The sequence below is a fragment of the Flavobacterium davisii genome (assembly GCF_042182265.1).
GTDB lineage: Bacteria > Bacteroidota > Bacteroidia > Flavobacteriales > Flavobacteriaceae > Flavobacterium > Flavobacterium davisii.
The window spans coordinates 432,157-450,000 of record NZ_CP097869.1 but is presented as its reverse complement, the minus strand read 5'-3'; the positions used below and the strand labels follow the sequence as shown (position 1 = coordinate 450,000).

Sequence of the window (17,844 nt, the reverse complement as noted above, 5' to 3'; positions counted from 1 at the left end):
AATAAGCAAAATAAGGGCGTATGGGGAATGCCTAGGCTCTCAGAGGCGAAGAAGGACGTGATAAGCTGCGAAAAGCTGCGGGGATCGGCACATACGAATTGATCCGCAGATATCCCAATGGGGCAACCCACTATGTTGAAGACATAGTATCCGATAGGAGGCGAACCCGCTGAACTGAAACATCTAAGTAGGCGGAGGAGAAGAAAACAAAAGTGATTGCGTAAGTAGTGGCGAGCGAAAGCGCATTAGCCCAAACCGTTGTTGTTACGGCAATAACGGGGTTGTAGGACCACAATATTTCTTGTAAACTGAATTAGAATAACCTGGAAAGGTTAACCCAAGAGGGTGATAGTCCCGTATAAGTAAAGAATATAAAGAATAGTGTTATCCTGAGTAGGGCGGGGCACGTGAAACCCTGTCTGAATCTGGCGGGACCATCCGCTAAGGCTAAATACTCCTGAGAGACCGATAGTGAACCAGTACCGTGAGGGAAAGGTGAAAAGAACCGTGAATAACGGAGTGAAATAGAACCTGAAACCATACGCCTACAAGCGGTCGGAGCAGCATAAGCTGTGACGGCGTGCCTTTTGCATAATGAGCCTACGAGTTACCGTTGCTGGCAAGGTTAAGTGATTAAGTCACGGATCCGTAGCGAAAGCGAGTCTGAATAGGGCGCGATTCAATCCAAGGGATTGAAAGCGTATTTATACGCTTAAGTCAGTAGTGGTAGACGCGAAACCGTGTGATCTACCCATGGACAGGATGAAGCTTTGTTAACCCAAAGTGGAGGTCCGAACCCGTTGACGTTGAAAAGTCTTGGGATGATCTGTGGGTAGGGGTGAAAGGCCAATCAAACTCGGAAATAGCTCGTACTCCCCGAAATGCATTTAGGTGCAGCGCTCAAGTTAAGTTATATAGAGGTAGAGCTACTGATTGGATGCGGGGGCTTCACCGCCTACCAATTCCTGACAAACTCCGAATGCTATATAATATATTGAGCAGTGAGGGCTTGGGTGCTAAGGTCCAAGTCCGAGAGGGAAAGAACCCAGACCATCAGCTAAGGTCCCCAAATGTATGCTAAGTTGAACAAACGCGGTTTGATTGCATCGACAGCTAGGATGTTGGCTTGGAAGCAGCCATTCATTTAAAGAGTGCGTAACAGCTCACTAGTCGAGCGATCGAGCATGGATAATAATCGGGCATAAGCATACTACCGAAGCTATGGATTTGTACTAAGTACAAGTGGTAGGGGAGCATTCTAACATCGCCGAAGGTATCTTGTGAGAGGTGCTGGAGAGGTTAGAAAAGAAAATGTAGGCATAAGTAACGATAAGGGGTGCGAGAAACACCCCCGCCGAAAAACTAAGGTTTCCGCAGCTATGCTAATCAGCTGCGGGTTAGTCGGGTCCTAAGGCAAATCCGAAAGGAGTAGTCGATGGCCAACGGGTTAATATTCCCGTACTAGTTATAATTGTGATGGAGTGACGCAGTGGTGAAAGTACCGCGAACTGACGGAATAGTTCGTTAAAGCACTTAGCTAAAGGCCCGGTAGGCAAATCCGCTGGGACTGGTGAAATGCGATAGTACTCGGATTCTTCGGATGAAGGGATAGTGTACCTAAAGGCTGCCAAGAAAACCTTCTAAACATAGATTATAAGTACCCGTACCGTAAACCGACACAGGTAGTTGAGGAGAGTATCCTAAGGCGCTCGAGAGATTCATGGCTAAGGAATTAGGCAAAATAGACCTGTAACTTCGGGAGAAAGGTCGCCAGCGCAAGCTGGCCGCAGTGAAAAGGTCCAGGCGACTGTTTATCAAAAACACAGGGCTCTGCAAAATCGTAAGATGACGTATAGGGCCTGACACCTGCCCGGTGCTGGAAGGTTAAGAGGAGATGTTATCTTCGGAGAAGCATTGAATTGAAGCCCCAGTAAACGGCGGCCGTAACTATAACGGTCCTAAGGTAGCGAAATTCCTTGTCGGGTAAGTTCCGACCTGCACGAATGGTGTAACGATCTGGACACTGTCTCAGCCATGAGCTCGGTGAAATTGTAGTATCGGTGAAGATGCCGATTACCCGCAGTGGGACGAAAAGACCCTGTGCACCTTTACTATAGCTTAGTATTGGTCTTGGATAAGTGATGTGTAGGATAGGTGGGAGACTGTGAAATGGCGTCGCCAGGCGTTGTGGAGTCATTGTTGAAATACCACCCTTTGCTTATCTGAGGTCTAACTCCTAAAAAAGGAGGACATTGCTTGGTGGGTAGTTTGACTGGGGTGGTCGCCTCCAAAAGAGTAACGGAGGCTTCTAAAGGTTCCCTCAGCACGCTTGGTAACCGTGCGTAGAGTGCAATGGCAAAAGGGAGCTTGACTGAGAGACATACAGGTCGATCAGGTACGAAAGTAGAGCATAGTGATCCGGTGGTTCCGCATGGAAGGGCCATCGCTCAAAGGATAAAAGGTACGCCGGGGATAACAGGCTGATCTCCCCCAAGAGCTCACATCGACGGGGGGGTTTGGCACCTCGATGTCGGCTCGTCACATCCTGGGGCTGGAGAAGGTCCCAAGGGTTGGGCTGTTCGCCCATTAAAGTGGCACGCGAGCTGGGTTCAGAACGTCGTGAGACAGTTCGGTCTCTATCTACTGTGGGCGTTAGAAATTTGAGTGGATCTGACTCTAGTACGAGAGGACCGAGTTGGACCAACCGCTGGTGTATCTGTTGTTCCGCCAGGAGCACCGCAGAGTAGCTACGTTGGGAAGGGATAAGCGCTGAAAGCATATAAGCGCGAAACCCACCACAAGATGAGATTTCTTTTAAGGGTCGTGGAAGATGACCACGTTGATAGGCTATAGATGTAAAGGCAGTAATGTCAGAGTCAAGTAGTACTAATAACCCGTAAGCTTATTGTAAGAGCCCCCTAACCCCCAAAGGGGGAACCACTGGGGGCTCGTAAATTCTTTCTTTTCCTAAAAAGGATTATAAACAAATTTGAATATTTATCTCAATATGTTAAAATATTAGCCATTAGGCAAAAGGCATAAGCCAAGAGTTTAATGGAAAAGCACAAACTAGTGGCTTATGGCTATTAGCTAATGCCTTTAAAAACCTTAAGGTGGTTATTGCGGCGGGGCTCACCTCTTCCCATTTCGAACAGAGAAGTTAAGCCCGCCAGCGTCGATGGTACTGCATATTGTGGGAGAGTAGATCGCTGCCTTTCTTTAAAACCCTTCATCTATACGATGAGGGGTTTTTGTTTTATAGAAATTGCTAATGGAATATCGCAATCACCGCGTGAGCGGGCGTAGCAAGTTGCAATACTGTATTTAAAAAGTGTGTAAAGCACTTTTTAATTCACACACTTTATGGATGGTTTATCAATTGAAAGAGACTGTTTTTTTAAGCTCTGATCTTTTAAAATTTGAAAGGGTTCGACTTTTAAAAAGTGAACCCCTTCCTTTTAACCCAACTTAAAACAAATTTTCCTCTTAATCAGTTTGTTTTTATTATTAGATCAATCAACTTAATTGAAATTGATTGATTGATACAGAAAGTAATTTATCAGCTATAATTTCAGAAACTAATTTACCTGTAGCAGGTGCTAAACTTAATCCCATCATGGCGTGCCCTGTTGCTAAAATTACGTTTTTGATTTTTTTATTTCTAGTAATTATTGGCATTCCCGATGGTGTACAAGGGCGAAAACCATACCAAACATCTTGATCGTTAGGCATTGCTACTTTCATTTCAGGGTAAAAAGCATTTACTGTATTAACTATACCTTGCAATCTATTTCGGTTTATTTTTGTATCTTTCGTATGTGTAATTTCCATCGTACCACCAAAACGGATATCATGATTCATAGGGGTAACAGCTACTTTACCTTCACACAAAATAGAAGGAATCATTGGTTTTTCCTCTTTGTTTAGTAAAGTAAAACTATAACCCTTACCTGGTAAAAGAGAAATACCTGCTCCTATTTTTTTTGCTAAATTAGGGCTCCATGCTCCTGTGGCTATTACAACTTCGTCTGTATTAAAATTACCTTTAGAAGTAACTAATTGGTTTACTTTTTCATCTTTTAAGATAAAATCTGTTACAGTACAATTACGGTGAATTGTTACTTGTTTTTTAATTAATTCTTCTTTTATAAACGCCATGAATTTTTGAGGATATAAATGTGAATCACATTTATAATGAACTCCTCCTATTATAGCTGTTTTTGTTCCTTTTTCTAATTTTTCTACTTCTGTCTTTGACAAAAAATCAACTTCTAACCCTAGTTTTTTAGCTTCTTCTCCTTCGTGTATAATTTCTTCTCCTGTTTTATCTGTTTTAAACAGCATCAAAAGTCCTTTTTCTTCGTAGTAAAAAGATTGGCTTTTGTGAGCTAAATCACGATAAAGTTCTTTACTTAATAAAGATAAATTTCTAAGAGCAGGTTTTGCATTTTCAACATGCTGCTTTGTGGCATTTTTGTAAAATCCCCATCCCCATTTTAACAATTGAATATCAAAACGGGGTTGAATATAAAATGGACTTTTACTGTCAAACATCCATTTAATTCCTTGTGCAATCATGCCTGGTTGTGCTAAGGGAATGACATGAGAAGGTACTATCATTCCCGCATTTCCATAAGAACAACCATCTGTTAGGTCTGAACTGTCAAATATTTCTACCTCATATCCTTCTATTGCTAAATAATAAGCGGTACATAAACCTATGATGCCTCCTCCTATTATACTTATTTTTTTCATTTTTTTAATATTTTATTGGTTTGAAATATTTAAAAAGCTTTCCGTATAAAACTTTGTTTTTTTAAGTACCTTTTATTTATTTGCGTATAACTTTATATAACTTGAAATCCATAAGCATACGGATCATCATCATCATCAATGATAATATTGTTATAGCCATATACTTTGGCCCATCCTTGAATACTGGGTACTATTGCGGGGATTGAACCGATATTGGTTTCTTCTACTATTTGTCCTATAAATTTACTTCCAATAAAACTTTCGTGTATGAATTCTTGCTCTTTTTTTAACATTCCTTTTGCGTGTAATTGAGCCATTCTTGCAGAAGTTCCTGTACCACAAGGAGAACGATCTATAGCTTTGTCTCCATAAAAAACGGCATTTCTTCCAGAAGAATTTGGATCAATTGGAGTTCCTGTCCATAACAAATGACTTACATCTTTAATAGTGTCATTTTCTGGGTGTATAAATTGATTTGGATATTTTTCGTTTATACGTGCACGAACTATTTGACTGTATTGTATTATTTTATTTGCAGTAAAATTTTGTATGCCGCTAAAATTTTTCTGTGGGTCAACTATTGCATAATAGTTTCCTCCATAAGCTACGTCAAATGTTATTTCACCTAATTCGGGACATTCTATAGTTAAATCTTGTGCAGCTAAGTAAGATTTAACATTAGTAAGACGTACCCATTCTACTTTTTTACCGACTTGTTTATATTCTATTTGTACAAGACCTGCTGGTGCTTCCATTTTAATTTTGCCTGGTTTTTTTGGCGTAACTAGTCCTTCTTCAATGGCTATAGTAATCGTACCAATGGTTCCATGACCACACATAGGGAGACAACCAGATGTTTCTATAAACAAAATACCAAAATCATTTTCTTGATTAACAGGTGGATATAAAATGCTACCACTCATCATATCGTGTCCTCTAGGTTCAAACATTAAGCCTTTACGAATCCAATCGTATTCTTTCAAAAAATGTTGTCTTTTTTGGCTCATGTTAGCTCCTTTTAAATCAGGGCCACCACCTGCTACAACTCTTACGGGATTCCCACAAGTATGAGCATCTATACAAAAAAAAGTTTTTCTTCCCATTTGTTATACTGTAATAAAAGCTGTTGCTAATTCTAATTTATCATTTACGGTTCTTGCAATGCCTAAAGGGTTTTCATCTTTTAATTCTTCTGGTAATAATTCATTAGGCCAATTTTGATAACTTATAGGTCTTACCCAACGTTTTACGGCATGAATACCTACAGCAGTAAATCTTGAATCGGATGAAGCAGGATAAGGGCCACCATGCAACATAGATGCACAAACCTCAACTCCTGTTGGGACTCCATTAAAAATTAAACGTCCTACTCGTCCTTTTAATGCTTCTACTACTTCTCTATATGAATTTAATTCCTCTGAATCTGCAATAATTGTACCCGTTAATTGCCCCTCTAAACTATTTATAAGAGTAGTCATTTCTTCTTTTGATTTGCAGATTACTAATATTGAAAATGGTCCAAATACTTCGTGACTTAATGTTTTATTTTTTAAAAATTCTGTTGCATTAACTCGTAATACTGTTTGAGGGGCATAATTAGGCTGTATTTTCCCATCATAAATAGCTATAATTTCTACTTCTTTTTGTAAGCTTAATTCTTGTTGTCCTTCGTCATAATTTTTTTTAATAGAATAATGTAACATACAAGAAGGTGCTATTTGTAAAACTTCGGATGTTAATTCTGATGCAAAAGAGTTTAATTCTGGGCTTTCTAATCCAATGATTAAACCAGGATTCGTACAAAACTGTCCCGCTCCTAAAGTGATAGAACTTGCAAATTGTTTAGCCCAAAAGGAGGTGTTCTTTTTTAATTCGCTAGGGAGTAGTACAACGGGATTGATACTTCCCATTTCTGCAAATACAGGAATTGGTTCAGGGCGTTCCGCTGCTAAATTAAAAAGGGTTCTACCTCCGATGATACTTCCTGTAAATCCAACAGCTTTAATTAATGGGTGTTTTACTAATGTTGTTCCTAAGTTTATTCCACTTCCTATTAGGTTAGAAAAAACACCTTCAGGCATACCTGTTTTTTGAGCAGCTTTTATTACAGCAGAGGCTATTAATTCACCTGTTCCTATGTGCATAGAATGACTTTTTACAATTACAGGACATCCTGCTGCTAATGCTGAAGCGGTATCTCCTCCTGCTGTAGAAAAAGCGAAAGGGAAATTACTCGATCCAAAAACGGCTACGGGGCCTAAGGGATAAAGCATTTTTCTTAAATCTACTTTAGGTAAAGGTTGTCTATCGGGAACCGCTGTATCAATCGTAGCTTCTACCCAGCTTCCTTCTTCGAGCATTTGAGCAAAAGCGCGGAGTTGTCCTATTGTTCTTCCTCTTTCTCCTTCAGCTCTTCCTTTTGGTAGTCCTGATTCTTTAACATAAATTTCTAAAACGGTATCTCCTAGTGCTAATATTTCATCTGCAATTGCATTTAGAAATAAAGCTTTTTTCTTTCCTGAAAAATTTTTGTATTCTTGATAGGCTTTATGTGCTAACTGAACGGCTTTTTCTATCTCTTCCGTTGTAGCTTCTATAAAATTCCAATCATTTTCTTGGTTTAGTTCCGGATTAAAAGTTTTTAAAATTTTAGAACCGCTTGCAACCAAATGGTTTCCTATATAATTTTTTCCAGTAATCATATTTTGTCTTTTTTTATTTAATAAAGTAACCTACAAGATTTTTCCTGTAGGTTAAGATAGCTTCTGAAAAAACATTATCAACCTTATGAAAAGAAGCTTATCGAATGAACTTTATTAAAACAGTATTTTTTACGTTTGTTTATGCTATTTCTGCTGCTACGGATAGGTTTTTGTAATCTGGTAAAATAGGTCTTGTTTTTAATCCTTCTTCTATAATTGTTAAAACTTTTTGTTTTTCAGTTCCAGCTAAAGGTAAACGAGGTGCTCTAACGTATTCGGTTCCTATACCTGTTGCTACTTCTGCTAATTTGATATTTTGCACTAATTGAGGGCTAATATCTAATTCTAACAATGGTAAAAACCATCTATAAATTGCTATAGCTTCTTCTATTCTACCTGCTTTTGCTAATTTATATATAGCTACGGTTTCTGCAGGGAAAGCATCTACTAATCCTGCTACCCATCCGTCGGCTCCCATTAATAAACTTTCTAAAGCTAAGGTGTCTACTCCTGATAAAATTTTTAATCTATCTCCAAATCTATTTTTAATTCGGGTAACATTAGAAATATCTCTTGTTGATTCTTTTACTGCTTGTATATTATCAAATTTTAGCAATTCTTCAAACATGTCTAAGGTTACTTCAATTTTGTAATCTACTGGGTTATTATAGACCATAATAGGCAATGAAGTGCTTTTAGCTACTTCTGAAAAAAACATAACAGTTTCATAATCTGTTGCTTTATATCGCATTGGGGGTAACATCATTAATCCTCTAGCTCCATCTTGTTCGGCCTTATTGGCTGCTTCTATAGCTCCTTTGGTTGTTTGTTCTGCTACATTCATTATAACAGGAATTTGTCCTTTTACAATACGAACTGTTTCACGAATAAGCTCTCTTTTTTCCTCTTCAAACAAAGTACTTGCTTCTCCTAGGGTTCCTCCTAAAATAATTCCTTCTGCTCCTGCATCAAGCTGCGCTTTAATGTTAACTTCGAACATGTTAAAATCAAGCTTATCATCTGCTGTAAATTTTGTAGTAACTGCTGGCATTACGCCTTTCCATTGAAAACTCATAATTGCTGTTTTTTGACAAAATTATTTTGAATATCATGAAGCTAATAATCAGTTTTTAGCCTAAAATGATATTATATTATCCATTACTAAAAATAATAGATTAAAAATATGATAATAATACATTGAAGTTATAAATTTGAGTAACTCAAGTACCTACTTATGAAAGTATTTCCCTTTAAAATACCAAAGGCTAAAGAAGAAGCTATTATTTATCAATTTGATAAAGAACTGATATTATATGATAAACTTCATCAACACGAAGAAATTCAAATTAGTTATATAGAAAAGGGAGAGGGAACTATAATAGTAGGAGATACAATATCTGAATATAATTCTGGAGATATTATTGTTTTTGGAAGTAATTTACCTCATGTTTTTAGAAGTGAGGTAAATAAAGATGAAGAGATAAGTTTGGTTCATTCTGTCTTTTTTGATGCTACAGTAATACAAGAAAGTTTACAAATACTTCCTGAATCAACTAAAATATTAAACTTTTTTAGTGATACTCGCAATGGATATAAGGTGTTATCTAAAAAGGAAAAAATTTATTCACTTATTCTTGAATTGTCTACAGCTAAGGATACGACTAAGTTTATTAAATTTTTGCAGTTATTAAATAAGCTAACTTTATCTAATAAAAAATCACTTTCTTCTTTTAGATATGATAAAGATATTACGGATTCTGAAGGAAAGCGAATGCAAGTTGTATATGAATTTGTAATGACTAATTTTGATAAAAAAATATCTTTAGAGGAAATTGCTGATATCGCTAATATGACTAAAAATGCTTTTTGTCGATATTTTAAAGTAAGAACAAACAAAACTTTTTTTCAATTTTTAATTGAATTACGTATCGAAAAAGCTTCTCGCTTATTAACATCTGATGACGAAATGAGTGTTGTGGAAATTGCTGAACTTACTGGATTTAATAATATTTCTAATTTTAATAGAAAGTTTAAAGAAATTAAAAAAGCATCGCCCATGAATTATAGAAAAAGATTTAAAAACTAATTTTTCTTTTGAATTGAGGGTTATAACTATTTTTTTACTATGATGTCACTTAAATAGCTAATATTGAATTATATTGGGTTAATATACTATTCTTTTGAGATGTCTATTTCTATGATTTTTGATTAAAAAAAAATAAAATGAAAAAGTCTTATTTATTTTCTAATATCTTATTTATTCTTTTTACTATTAGTTCTAATTCTCAAGAAAAATCAAATTTACTTTTAAAACTTCAAGAAGTTTTTAATAAGGCCAGTATTGAAAAGGTAAATAATCTTAAAGATTATACGGAGTCTTATAAAATTATATTAGATGAGCCAATAGATCATCATGATTTATCAAAAGGAACTTTTAAACATTGTATATATCTTTCTCATAGGGATTTTTCTAAGCCTATGGTCATTGAAACAGAAGGTTATAATGCTCGTTATGAAAAAAACGAAGTATCATCTTTATTAGATGCTAATCAACTAATAATAGAATACCGTTTTTATGGTGACTCTAGACCTAGCATTATTCCTTGGCAGTATTTAACTAATGATCAAGCAATAGAGGATTATCATCAAATAGTTGAAAAATTAAAAAAAATATATTCTGGAAAATGGATTTCTACAGGGATTAGTAAAGGTGGTGAAACAACGCTTATTTACAAATCGAAATATCCTGAAGATATAGATGTAGCAATACCTTATGTAGCGCCTATGATAAATGGTACAGAAGATGAACGAACTATAAAACATTATACTAGACTAGTTGGCACTTCTGAATGTCGAAATTTAATCATGCAAATGCAAAGACAATTAATGCTTAATAGAACAGCTATTGAGCTAGAAGTTGCCTCTTATGCAAAGAAAAATAATTTAACTTTTAATGAAGTGCCTATTTCTGAGGCTTTTGAATATGCAGTTTTGGAGTTTCCTTTTTCTTTCTGGCAATGGAATGGAAATTGTGATAAAATTCCTCCAATTAATTCTTCTCCAAAAGAATTATTTGATTATTTAAATCATGTGGTAGGTTTTGATGTTTATTCGGATAAGGGGGTTCATAGACTTTTGCCTTCTTTTTATCAACATTTTTCAGAGCTGGGTTATTATAGTTTTGATTTAGCTCCTGTAAAAGATTTGCTTAGAATTGTTAAATCTCCTAGTAATAGTAGGTTTGCTCCTCGAAATGTTGATTTGAAGTACGATAAGTCTTATATTAAGTTAGTGCGAGATTACGCTGAAAAAAAAGGTTCTAAAATTTTATATATTTACGGTGGATTGGATCCTTGGTATGCTTGTGCTCCTACTCCTAATGAAAAATTAGATGCTTTAAAAATGGTACTTCCTCAAGGAACACATGCTACGAGAATAAAACACTTTTCTAAAGAAGATCAGGAAAAAATGATGACTACATTAAAAAAATGGTTACAGTAGGATAGAAAAGTAAGGGGTTAGTTGCGTTTTCTAACCCCTTGTTTTTTTATATGCTTTTTTTATCCTACAAGTTGAGTAAAAAGATCTTTATTGTCATTTAGATATCTATATTGAAAATGATTCGTTTTCATTTTATATTTAATAATTTCTATATCCAAAGGATTTTTTAATTCTAAACCTACAATTACAGGACCTGTTTCTCGGTTGTTTTTTTTAGTAAATTGAAAGTAGGTTATGTCATCTTCACATCCCAATATTTTATTTACAAATTCTTTTAAAGCTCCTGGTCGTTGTGGAAATTGGATCATAAAATAATGTTTCAATCCTTCATATAATAATGAACGTTCTTTTATTTCTTCTGTACGTTCTATATCATTATTACTACCACTTATAATACAAATTACGTTTTTATTTTTTATTTTTTCGCTATATAAGTCTAAGGCTGCAATAGATAATGCACCAGCTGGTTCTACTACCAATGCTTCTTCGTTATATAATCTTAATATAGTAGTACAGACTTTTCCTTCTGGAACAAGTATAATGTCATCTAATGTATTTTTACAAACTTCATAGGTAAGATTCCCAACTTGTTTAACGGCGGCACCATCAACAAATTTATCTATTGAAGTTAAAGCTATATTACTTCCTTTATTGATGGCTGTTTTCATAGAAGGAGCTCCTAGAGGTTCAACCCCTATTATTTTTGTTTGAGGACTCCGTTTTTTTAAAACCGTTGCAATACCGGAAGCAAATCCTCCTCCTCCTATAGGGACAAAAATATAATCTATTGGTGTTGTTGATTGTTCTAAAATTTCTAAGGCAACGGTTCCTTGACCTGCTATTACTTTTTGGTCATCAAATGGATGAACAAAGGTTTTATCACTTTTACTACAGTCTTCTATTGCTTTTTGGTACGCGTCATCAAAAGTATCACCAGTCAGTATAATTTCTATATATGATCGACCAAATAATTGAACTTGTTTTATTTTTTGTTTTGGAGTAGTTTTAGGCATATATATTTTTCCAAAAATCTTCAAATGGTTACAAGAAAAAGCGACTCCTTGTGCGTGATTACCAGCGCTTGCACAAATAATTCCTTTTTGGCGTTCTTTCTCATTTAATGATTTTATTTTATTATATGCTCCTCTTATTTTAAAAGAGCGAACGATTTGTAAATCTTCTCTTTTTAAAAAAACCTGAGCTTTATATTCTGCTGATATATTTACATTTAGAAGTAGTGGAGTCGTATTTACGACTCCACTTAATTGATTATTAGCTAAAACTATTTCTTCATACAAGTTCATATTGATGTGTTTTTTTTGAATTAGAAGTATCCTTTATGATGGTTTTCATTTCGGTCATGGCAGAACGTAATTGGGCACCACAAATCTCAATAGAATGACTTCTAATAGCTTTATTAACAGTTACTAATTCAAAATTATCTACTTCTTTATTGGTTTTATTATTATAATTTTGACCTATTAAGTTAAGGTTTACTTTTTTCATAAAATTAGCAAGTAATGGTTTACACGCATGATCAAACAAATAGCAACCATATTCTGCTGTATCTGAAATTACACGATTCATTTCAAATAATTTTTTACGAGCAATTGTATTGGCTATTAACGGTGTTTCGTGTAACGATTCATAATAAGCAGATTCTTCTTTTATTCCTGCTGCAATCATTGTTTCATAAGCTAACTCTACACCTGATTTTACAAAAGCAACCATAAGAGTAGCATTATCAAAATATTCTTGTTCGGTAATTTCTAGTGTGGTAGTGGGTGTTTTTTCAAAGGCTGTTTCTGCTGTAGCGGCTCTCCATGAGAGTAATTTTTTATCGTCTTCTGCCCAATCTTCCATCATAGTTTTAGAAAACGTACCAGATAAAATAGCATCCATGTGTTTATCAAATAACGGTGTCATTATTTCCTTTAATTCTTCGGATAGTTTAAAAGCTTCTATTTTTGCTGCATTGGAAAGTCGATCCATCATATTGGTAATTCCTCCAATTTTTAAGGCTTCTGTTATTACTTCCCAACCATATTGTATTAATTTAGAAGCATAACCTGGTTCTATTCCTTTTTCAATCATTTTATCAAAGCATAAGATAGATCCTGTTTGAAGTAATCCGCAAAGTATGGTTTGTTCTCCCATTAAATCGGATTTTACTTCCGCTACAAATGAAGATTTTAAGACTCCTGCATGATGTCCTCCTATACCCACACAATATGCTTTTGCAATTTCTAGTCCGTCTTTATTAGGATTATTTTCTGTATGTACTGCAATTAATGTAGGAACTCCAAAACCTCTTAAATATTCATTGCGTAATTCAGATCCTGGTGATTTGGGTGCAATCATAATAACTGTTATGTCTTCTCTAATTTTAATACCTTCTTCTACAATATTAAAACCATGAGAATAAGAAAGACAGGCTCCTTTTTTCATTAAGGGTACTATCTTAGTTATTACTTTTGTATGTTGCTTGTCTGGTGTTAAATTAGAAACTAAATCAGCTGTTGGTATTAATTCTTCTAAAGTTCCTACTTTAAATCCATTAGAAGAAGCTTTCAAAAAGGATTCTCTTTTGTTTTCGATAGCTTCTTTACGGAGTGCGTATGCTACATTTAATCCACTATCTCTTAAATTTTGTCCTTGTGCTAACCCTTGTGCTCCACAACCAATAATGATGATTTTTTTGTTTAAAAGTTTATCTACTCCATTTGTAAATTCATTTTTATCCATGAATTCGCATTTAGCTAATTCTTGTACTTTAAGTCTATGAGGTAAAGTATTAAAATAATTTTCCATAATATTTATTTTTTTGTTGTATGGTTTATAATTCAAAACAGGTTGTAAGTATTTCATTTGTTCTTTTTGAAATTGCAGTTGAATTATTTCTTTCCAATTTGTTTATTTTTTGATGTATTCCTTTATTGTCTTTGATAATGGCTATACGGGAACTTCTGACAAATTCGATAAGTTGATATTCTTCTAATTTTTTTAAAAGTTTTTCTATTTCTTCTTGTTGTCCAGTTGTTTCAAAAACAGTATAATCTTCTCTAATAACCACAGCTCTAGCTCCATATTCACGTAATAATCTTTCTACTTGTACTTCTTTCATGGCAACTGAGGTAGGAACCTTATATAAAGCCATTTGTTGCCAAATAATTTCATCATTTGTATTGTAATAAACTTTTAATACATCTATTAATTTTTCTAATTGTCGTGCCAAATTTTTAATTTTTTCTTCTGTTTCATTGATGACTAATGTAAATCTATAGATATTTTCAATTTCACTAGGTGATGTATTGAGGCTTTCGATATTTATCTTTCTTCTTGAAAAAAGGATCGAAATTTTAGTTATTAATCCTATATGGTTTTCTGTGTAGATTGTTAATGTGTATTCATTTTTCATAATCTAAATTTTATATTTCTTCTTTAGATAAAACAATTTGCGCAACTCCTCTTCCTTGTGGCACCATAGGAAATACATTGTCTTCTTTAGCCACTTTTATTTCTAATAGATAGGCTTTTTTATATTCTAAAAATTCTTGTAAGGTTTGTTTTAAAAGGTTTCTTTCCGCTATTTGTGCGCCTTTTATACCATATCCTTTTGCTACTTGAACAAAATCAGGACTTTGAATATCTGTAAATGAGTATCTTTTTTCATGAAATAGTTCTTGCCATTGGCGAACCATTCCTAAAAAACTATTATTTAGAATTAGAATTTTTACATTGGGTTGAAATTGCATAATGGTTCCTAATTCTTGAATATTCATTTGCGCTCCACCATCTCCCATAATAGCAACAACTTGTCTTTCAGGGGCTCCAAATTTAGCTCCAATTGCGGCTGGTAAAGCAAACCCCATGGTTCCTAAACCACCACTGGTTATATTACTTCTTGTTTTGTTTTGTAAAGCATAACGACAAGCTATCATTTGATGTTGACCAACATCTGTTACAATAATTGCGTCTCCTTTAGTAAGTTCATTAAGGGTTTGAATTACTTCTCCCATTGTAAGTTCTCCTTCGGTTGGAAAGAGTTCTTTGTGAATTAAAAGAGAGTTTTCTTTTTCTTTTTTTATTCTAAATTCTTTCATCCATTCAGGATGGCTGTTGGTTTTTAGTAACTGGGTTACTTTAGGTAAGGTTTCCTTACAATCTCCCCAAACAGGAACCCATGTTTTAACATTTTTATCCACCTCAGCAGGGTCTATATCAAAATGAATGACTTTTGCTTGTTTTGCATATAAATCGAGTCTTCCTGTTACTCTATCATCAAAACGCATTCCTATTGCTATTAGAACATCACATTCATTAGTTAGATAATTAGGTGCATAATTTCCGTGCATGCCTACCATTCCTACACCAAGTGGATGATGAGTGGGTATGGCACTCATTCCCATTATTGTCCAAGCGGTAGGGAGTCCCGCTTTTTCAATAAATTTTTTGAATTCTTTTTCCGCATTTCCTAAGATTACGCCTTGTCCAAAAACTACTAAGGGCTTTTTAGCATTATTAATTAATTGGGCTGCTTTTTCTATATATTCTTGTCTTATAATGGGTTTTTCTCGGTAGCTTCTTATATAATCACATGGTTTATATCCTTTATATTCAAATAGTTGAAGCTGTGCATTTTTTGCTATATCGATCAATACAGGTCCTGGTCTACCACTGCCAGCTAAATAAAAAGCTTTAGCTAATATGATAGGGATTTCATTGGCATCTGTAATTTGATAATTCCATTTAGTTACTGGTGCTGAAATATTAATGATATCTGTTTCTTGAAAAGCGTCTGTTCCTAATAAATGAGCAAATACTTGTCCTGTAATACATACTAGTGGTGTGGAGTCTATCATAGCATCGGCTAGTCCTGTTACTAAATTTGTGGCTCCTGGTCCACTAGTTGCTAACACCACTCCTGTTTTGCCACTGGCTCTTGAAAATCCTTGTGCTGCATGAATAGCTCCTTGTTCGTGCCTAACTAAAATATGGTGTATTTGGTGACTATAATCAAATAAGGCATCGTATATAGGCATAATAGCACCTCCTGGATACCCAAAAATGGTTTTAATTCCTTCAGAAAGTAAGGCGTCTAATACGGCTATGCTTCCTGATATTTGTCTTGTTTTGTTTATAGCTTGTGTAACGGGTTTTTTTGTTTTTGTTTCCATATTTTTTAAAATGTTATGGTTTATGTTTTTTCAATCTGTAACACAACCTTGAGAAGCATCGGTAACTAGTTTTGCATATTTGTATAAGACTCCTTGGTTGACTTTTAAATCAGGTTGTTTCCATTCTAATTTCCGTTTATCAATTTCTTGTTTGGATATCGATAAATGGAGTCTGTTTTGTTGTGCATCAATTTCTATTAAATCTCCTTCTTGAACTAATGCTATTGTTCCTCCATCAAAAGCTTCTGGGGTTATATGCCCAACAACAAAGCCATGTGTTCCTCCACTAAATCGACCATCTGTAATAAGGGCAACACTTTTTCCTAATCCTGCTCCTATAATAGCAGATGTTGGCTTTAACATTTCAGGCATTCCAGGCCCTCCTTTAGGTCCTACATATCGAATAACAACGACATCTCCTGCTTGTATTTTTTTATTTTGGATTCCTTTCATTAATTCTTTTTCGCTATTAAATACTTTAGCTGGTCCTAAAAAACGTTCACCTTCTTTTCCTGTTATTTTTGCTATGGCTCCTTTTTCAGCAAGGTTTCCATATAAAGTTTGTAGATGCCCTGTTTTTTTTAAAGGTTTTTCAAGGGGTTTTATGATATTTTGATCTTGAAAATTAATGGATACGATGTTTTTTAAGTTTTCAGCTACTGTTTTGCCTGTTACTGTTATGCAATCTCCGTGTAATTTTCCTTTTTCTAAAAGATATTTTAGAACGCTGGGAATACCTCCTATTTCATGTAAATTTTGCATTAAATAATTCCCACCTGGTTTAAAATCAGCAATCAATGGTGTAGTATTGCTGATTCTCTGGAAATCATCTTGTGTAATGCTAATACCTACACTTTTTGCCATAGCTATAATGTGTAAAACAGCATTGGTACTACCTCCTAAAGCTATTAATGTAGTGATGGCGTTTTCAAAAGCTTTAAAAGTCATGATGTCTTTAGGGCAAATATTTCTTTCTAATAATACTTTAATATAATCAGCTGCGCTTTCACACTCTTTTACTTTATTTGAACTAATAGCAGGATTTGAACTTGAATAAGGTAAACTCATTCCTAAGGCTTCTATTGCTATTGCCATAGTATTAGCGGTATACATACCGCCACAGGCACCTGCACCTGGACAAGAATTTTTTATGATTCCTTTAAAGTCTTCTTCTGAAATTGTTCCTGCAATTTTTTCGCCAAGTGCTTCAAAAGCGGATACAATGTTTAAATCTTTTCCTTGGTATTTTCCAGGTGCTATGGTTCCTCCATAAATCATGATAGAAGGTCTATTTAGCCTACCCATTGCAATGATTGCCCCAGGCATATTTTTATCACAACCAGGAACGGCTATTAGAGCATCATAATAATGTCCTGCTACCACACTTTCTATACTATCTGCTATAATTTCGCGGCTTACAAGTGAGTAACGCATACCATCTGTTCCATTGGTTATTCCATCACTAATTCCTATGGTGTTAAAGATTAATCCTACCATTTTTTGCTTATTAACAGAGGTTTTTACATAACTTGAGAGATGATTTAAGTGCATATTACAAGTATTGCCATCATAGCCCATTGAAGCTATACCTACAAAAGGTTGCTTTAGTTGTTCTTCTTTTAAACCAATTCCGTATAACATGGCTTGTGCTGCAGGTTGTGTAGGATCTTGAGTAATAATTTTACTATATTTATTTAATTCCATGGTTT

General features: G+C 34.8%; 11 protein-coding genes and 2 rRNA genes (1 of these 13 only partly in view). 4 read left to right on the top strand and 9 right to left on the bottom strand.

Annotated features, from left to right (window positions below; translation table 11 throughout):
• Both NAB20_RS01780 and rrf read left to right on the top strand, forming a co-directional pair.
• A 23S ribosomal RNA gene (locus NAB20_RS01780) occupies positions 1 to 2,910 on the top strand (it extends 1 nt beyond the left edge of the window).
• A 199-nt stretch (positions 2,911 to 3,109) separates the two neighbouring features.
• Positions 3,110 to 3,218 (top strand): 5S ribosomal RNA (rrf, locus tag NAB20_RS01775).
• 298 nt (positions 3,219 to 3,516) lie between these two features.
• On the opposite strand, the gene NAB20_RS01770 is transcribed toward rrf, so the two are convergent.
• The 4 genes from NAB20_RS01770 to NAB20_RS01755 form a co-directional block, all read right to left on the bottom strand.
• A complete protein-coding gene (locus NAB20_RS01770) occupies positions 3,517 to 4,755 on the bottom strand; it encodes an NAD(P)/FAD-dependent oxidoreductase (protein WP_375605418.1) in 1,239 nt (412 codons plus the stop codon).
• 92 nt (positions 4,756 to 4,847) lie between these two features.
• Complete coding sequence (locus NAB20_RS01765; RefSeq protein ID WP_088391644.1) at positions 4,848 to 5,858, bottom strand: 4-hydroxyproline epimerase; 1,011 nt, start codon at positions 5,856 to 5,858, stop codon at positions 4,848 to 4,850.
• 3 nt (positions 5,859 to 5,861) lie between these two features.
• Positions 5,862 to 7,457, bottom strand: coding sequence for an aldehyde dehydrogenase (NADP(+)) (locus tag NAB20_RS01760; RefSeq protein ID WP_375605417.1), 1,596 nt, complete (start codon positions 7,455 to 7,457; stop codon positions 5,862 to 5,864).
• A gap of 139 nt (positions 7,458 to 7,596) precedes the next feature.
• Positions 7,597 to 8,532, bottom strand: a complete 936-nt coding sequence (locus tag NAB20_RS01755) for a dihydrodipicolinate synthase family protein (RefSeq protein ID WP_105195431.1) — start codon at positions 8,530 to 8,532, stop codon at positions 7,597 to 7,599.
• Between the two features lie 159 nt (positions 8,533 to 8,691).
• On the opposite strand from NAB20_RS01755, the gene NAB20_RS01750 reads away from it, so the two are divergent.
• Together NAB20_RS01750 and NAB20_RS01745 are read left to right on the top strand one after the other, a co-directional pair.
• Positions 8,692 to 9,543, top strand: coding sequence for an AraC family transcriptional regulator (locus tag NAB20_RS01750; RefSeq protein WP_105195432.1), 852 nt, complete (start codon positions 8,692 to 8,694; stop codon positions 9,541 to 9,543).
• A 137-nt stretch (positions 9,544 to 9,680) separates the two neighbouring features.
• Positions 9,681 to 10,958, top strand: coding sequence for a S28 family serine protease (locus NAB20_RS01745; RefSeq protein WP_105195433.1), 1,278 nt, complete (start codon positions 9,681 to 9,683; stop codon positions 10,956 to 10,958).
• Positions 10,959 to 11,017: 59 nt separating this feature from the next.
• Here NAB20_RS01745 and ilvA read toward each other — a convergent pair whose 3' ends face one another.
• From ilvA to ilvD, 5 genes are read right to left on the bottom strand one after another with little or no spacing between them, the layout of a single operon-like run.
• Positions 11,018 to 12,262 (bottom strand): threonine ammonia-lyase IlvA, encoded by a 1,245-nt coding sequence (gene ilvA, locus NAB20_RS01740; protein WP_105195434.1) that lies wholly within the window; start codon positions 12,260 to 12,262, stop codon positions 11,018 to 11,020.
• Positions 12,249 to 13,769 (bottom strand): ketol-acid reductoisomerase, encoded by a 1,521-nt coding sequence (gene ilvC / locus NAB20_RS01735; protein ID WP_105195470.1) that lies wholly within the window; start codon positions 13,767 to 13,769, stop codon positions 12,249 to 12,251. The genes ilvA and ilvC overlap by 14 nt, the downstream gene beginning before the upstream one ends.
• Before the next feature lie 25 nt (positions 13,770 to 13,794).
• On the bottom strand, positions 13,795 to 14,376 hold the full coding sequence (ilvN, locus tag NAB20_RS01730; protein WP_181142840.1) for an acetolactate synthase small subunit: 582 nt from the start codon (positions 14,374 to 14,376) through the stop codon (positions 13,795 to 13,797).
• A gap of 10 nt (positions 14,377 to 14,386) precedes the next feature.
• Positions 14,387 to 16,135 (bottom strand): biosynthetic-type acetolactate synthase large subunit, encoded by a 1,749-nt coding sequence (gene ilvB, locus NAB20_RS01725; protein WP_375605416.1) that lies wholly within the window; start codon positions 16,133 to 16,135, stop codon positions 14,387 to 14,389.
• A gap of 30 nt (positions 16,136 to 16,165) precedes the next feature.
• A complete protein-coding gene (gene ilvD / locus NAB20_RS01720) occupies positions 16,166 to 17,839 on the bottom strand; it encodes a dihydroxy-acid dehydratase (protein WP_088391630.1) in 1,674 nt (557 codons plus the stop codon).
• Positions 17,840 to 17,844: the final 5 nt, after the last annotated feature.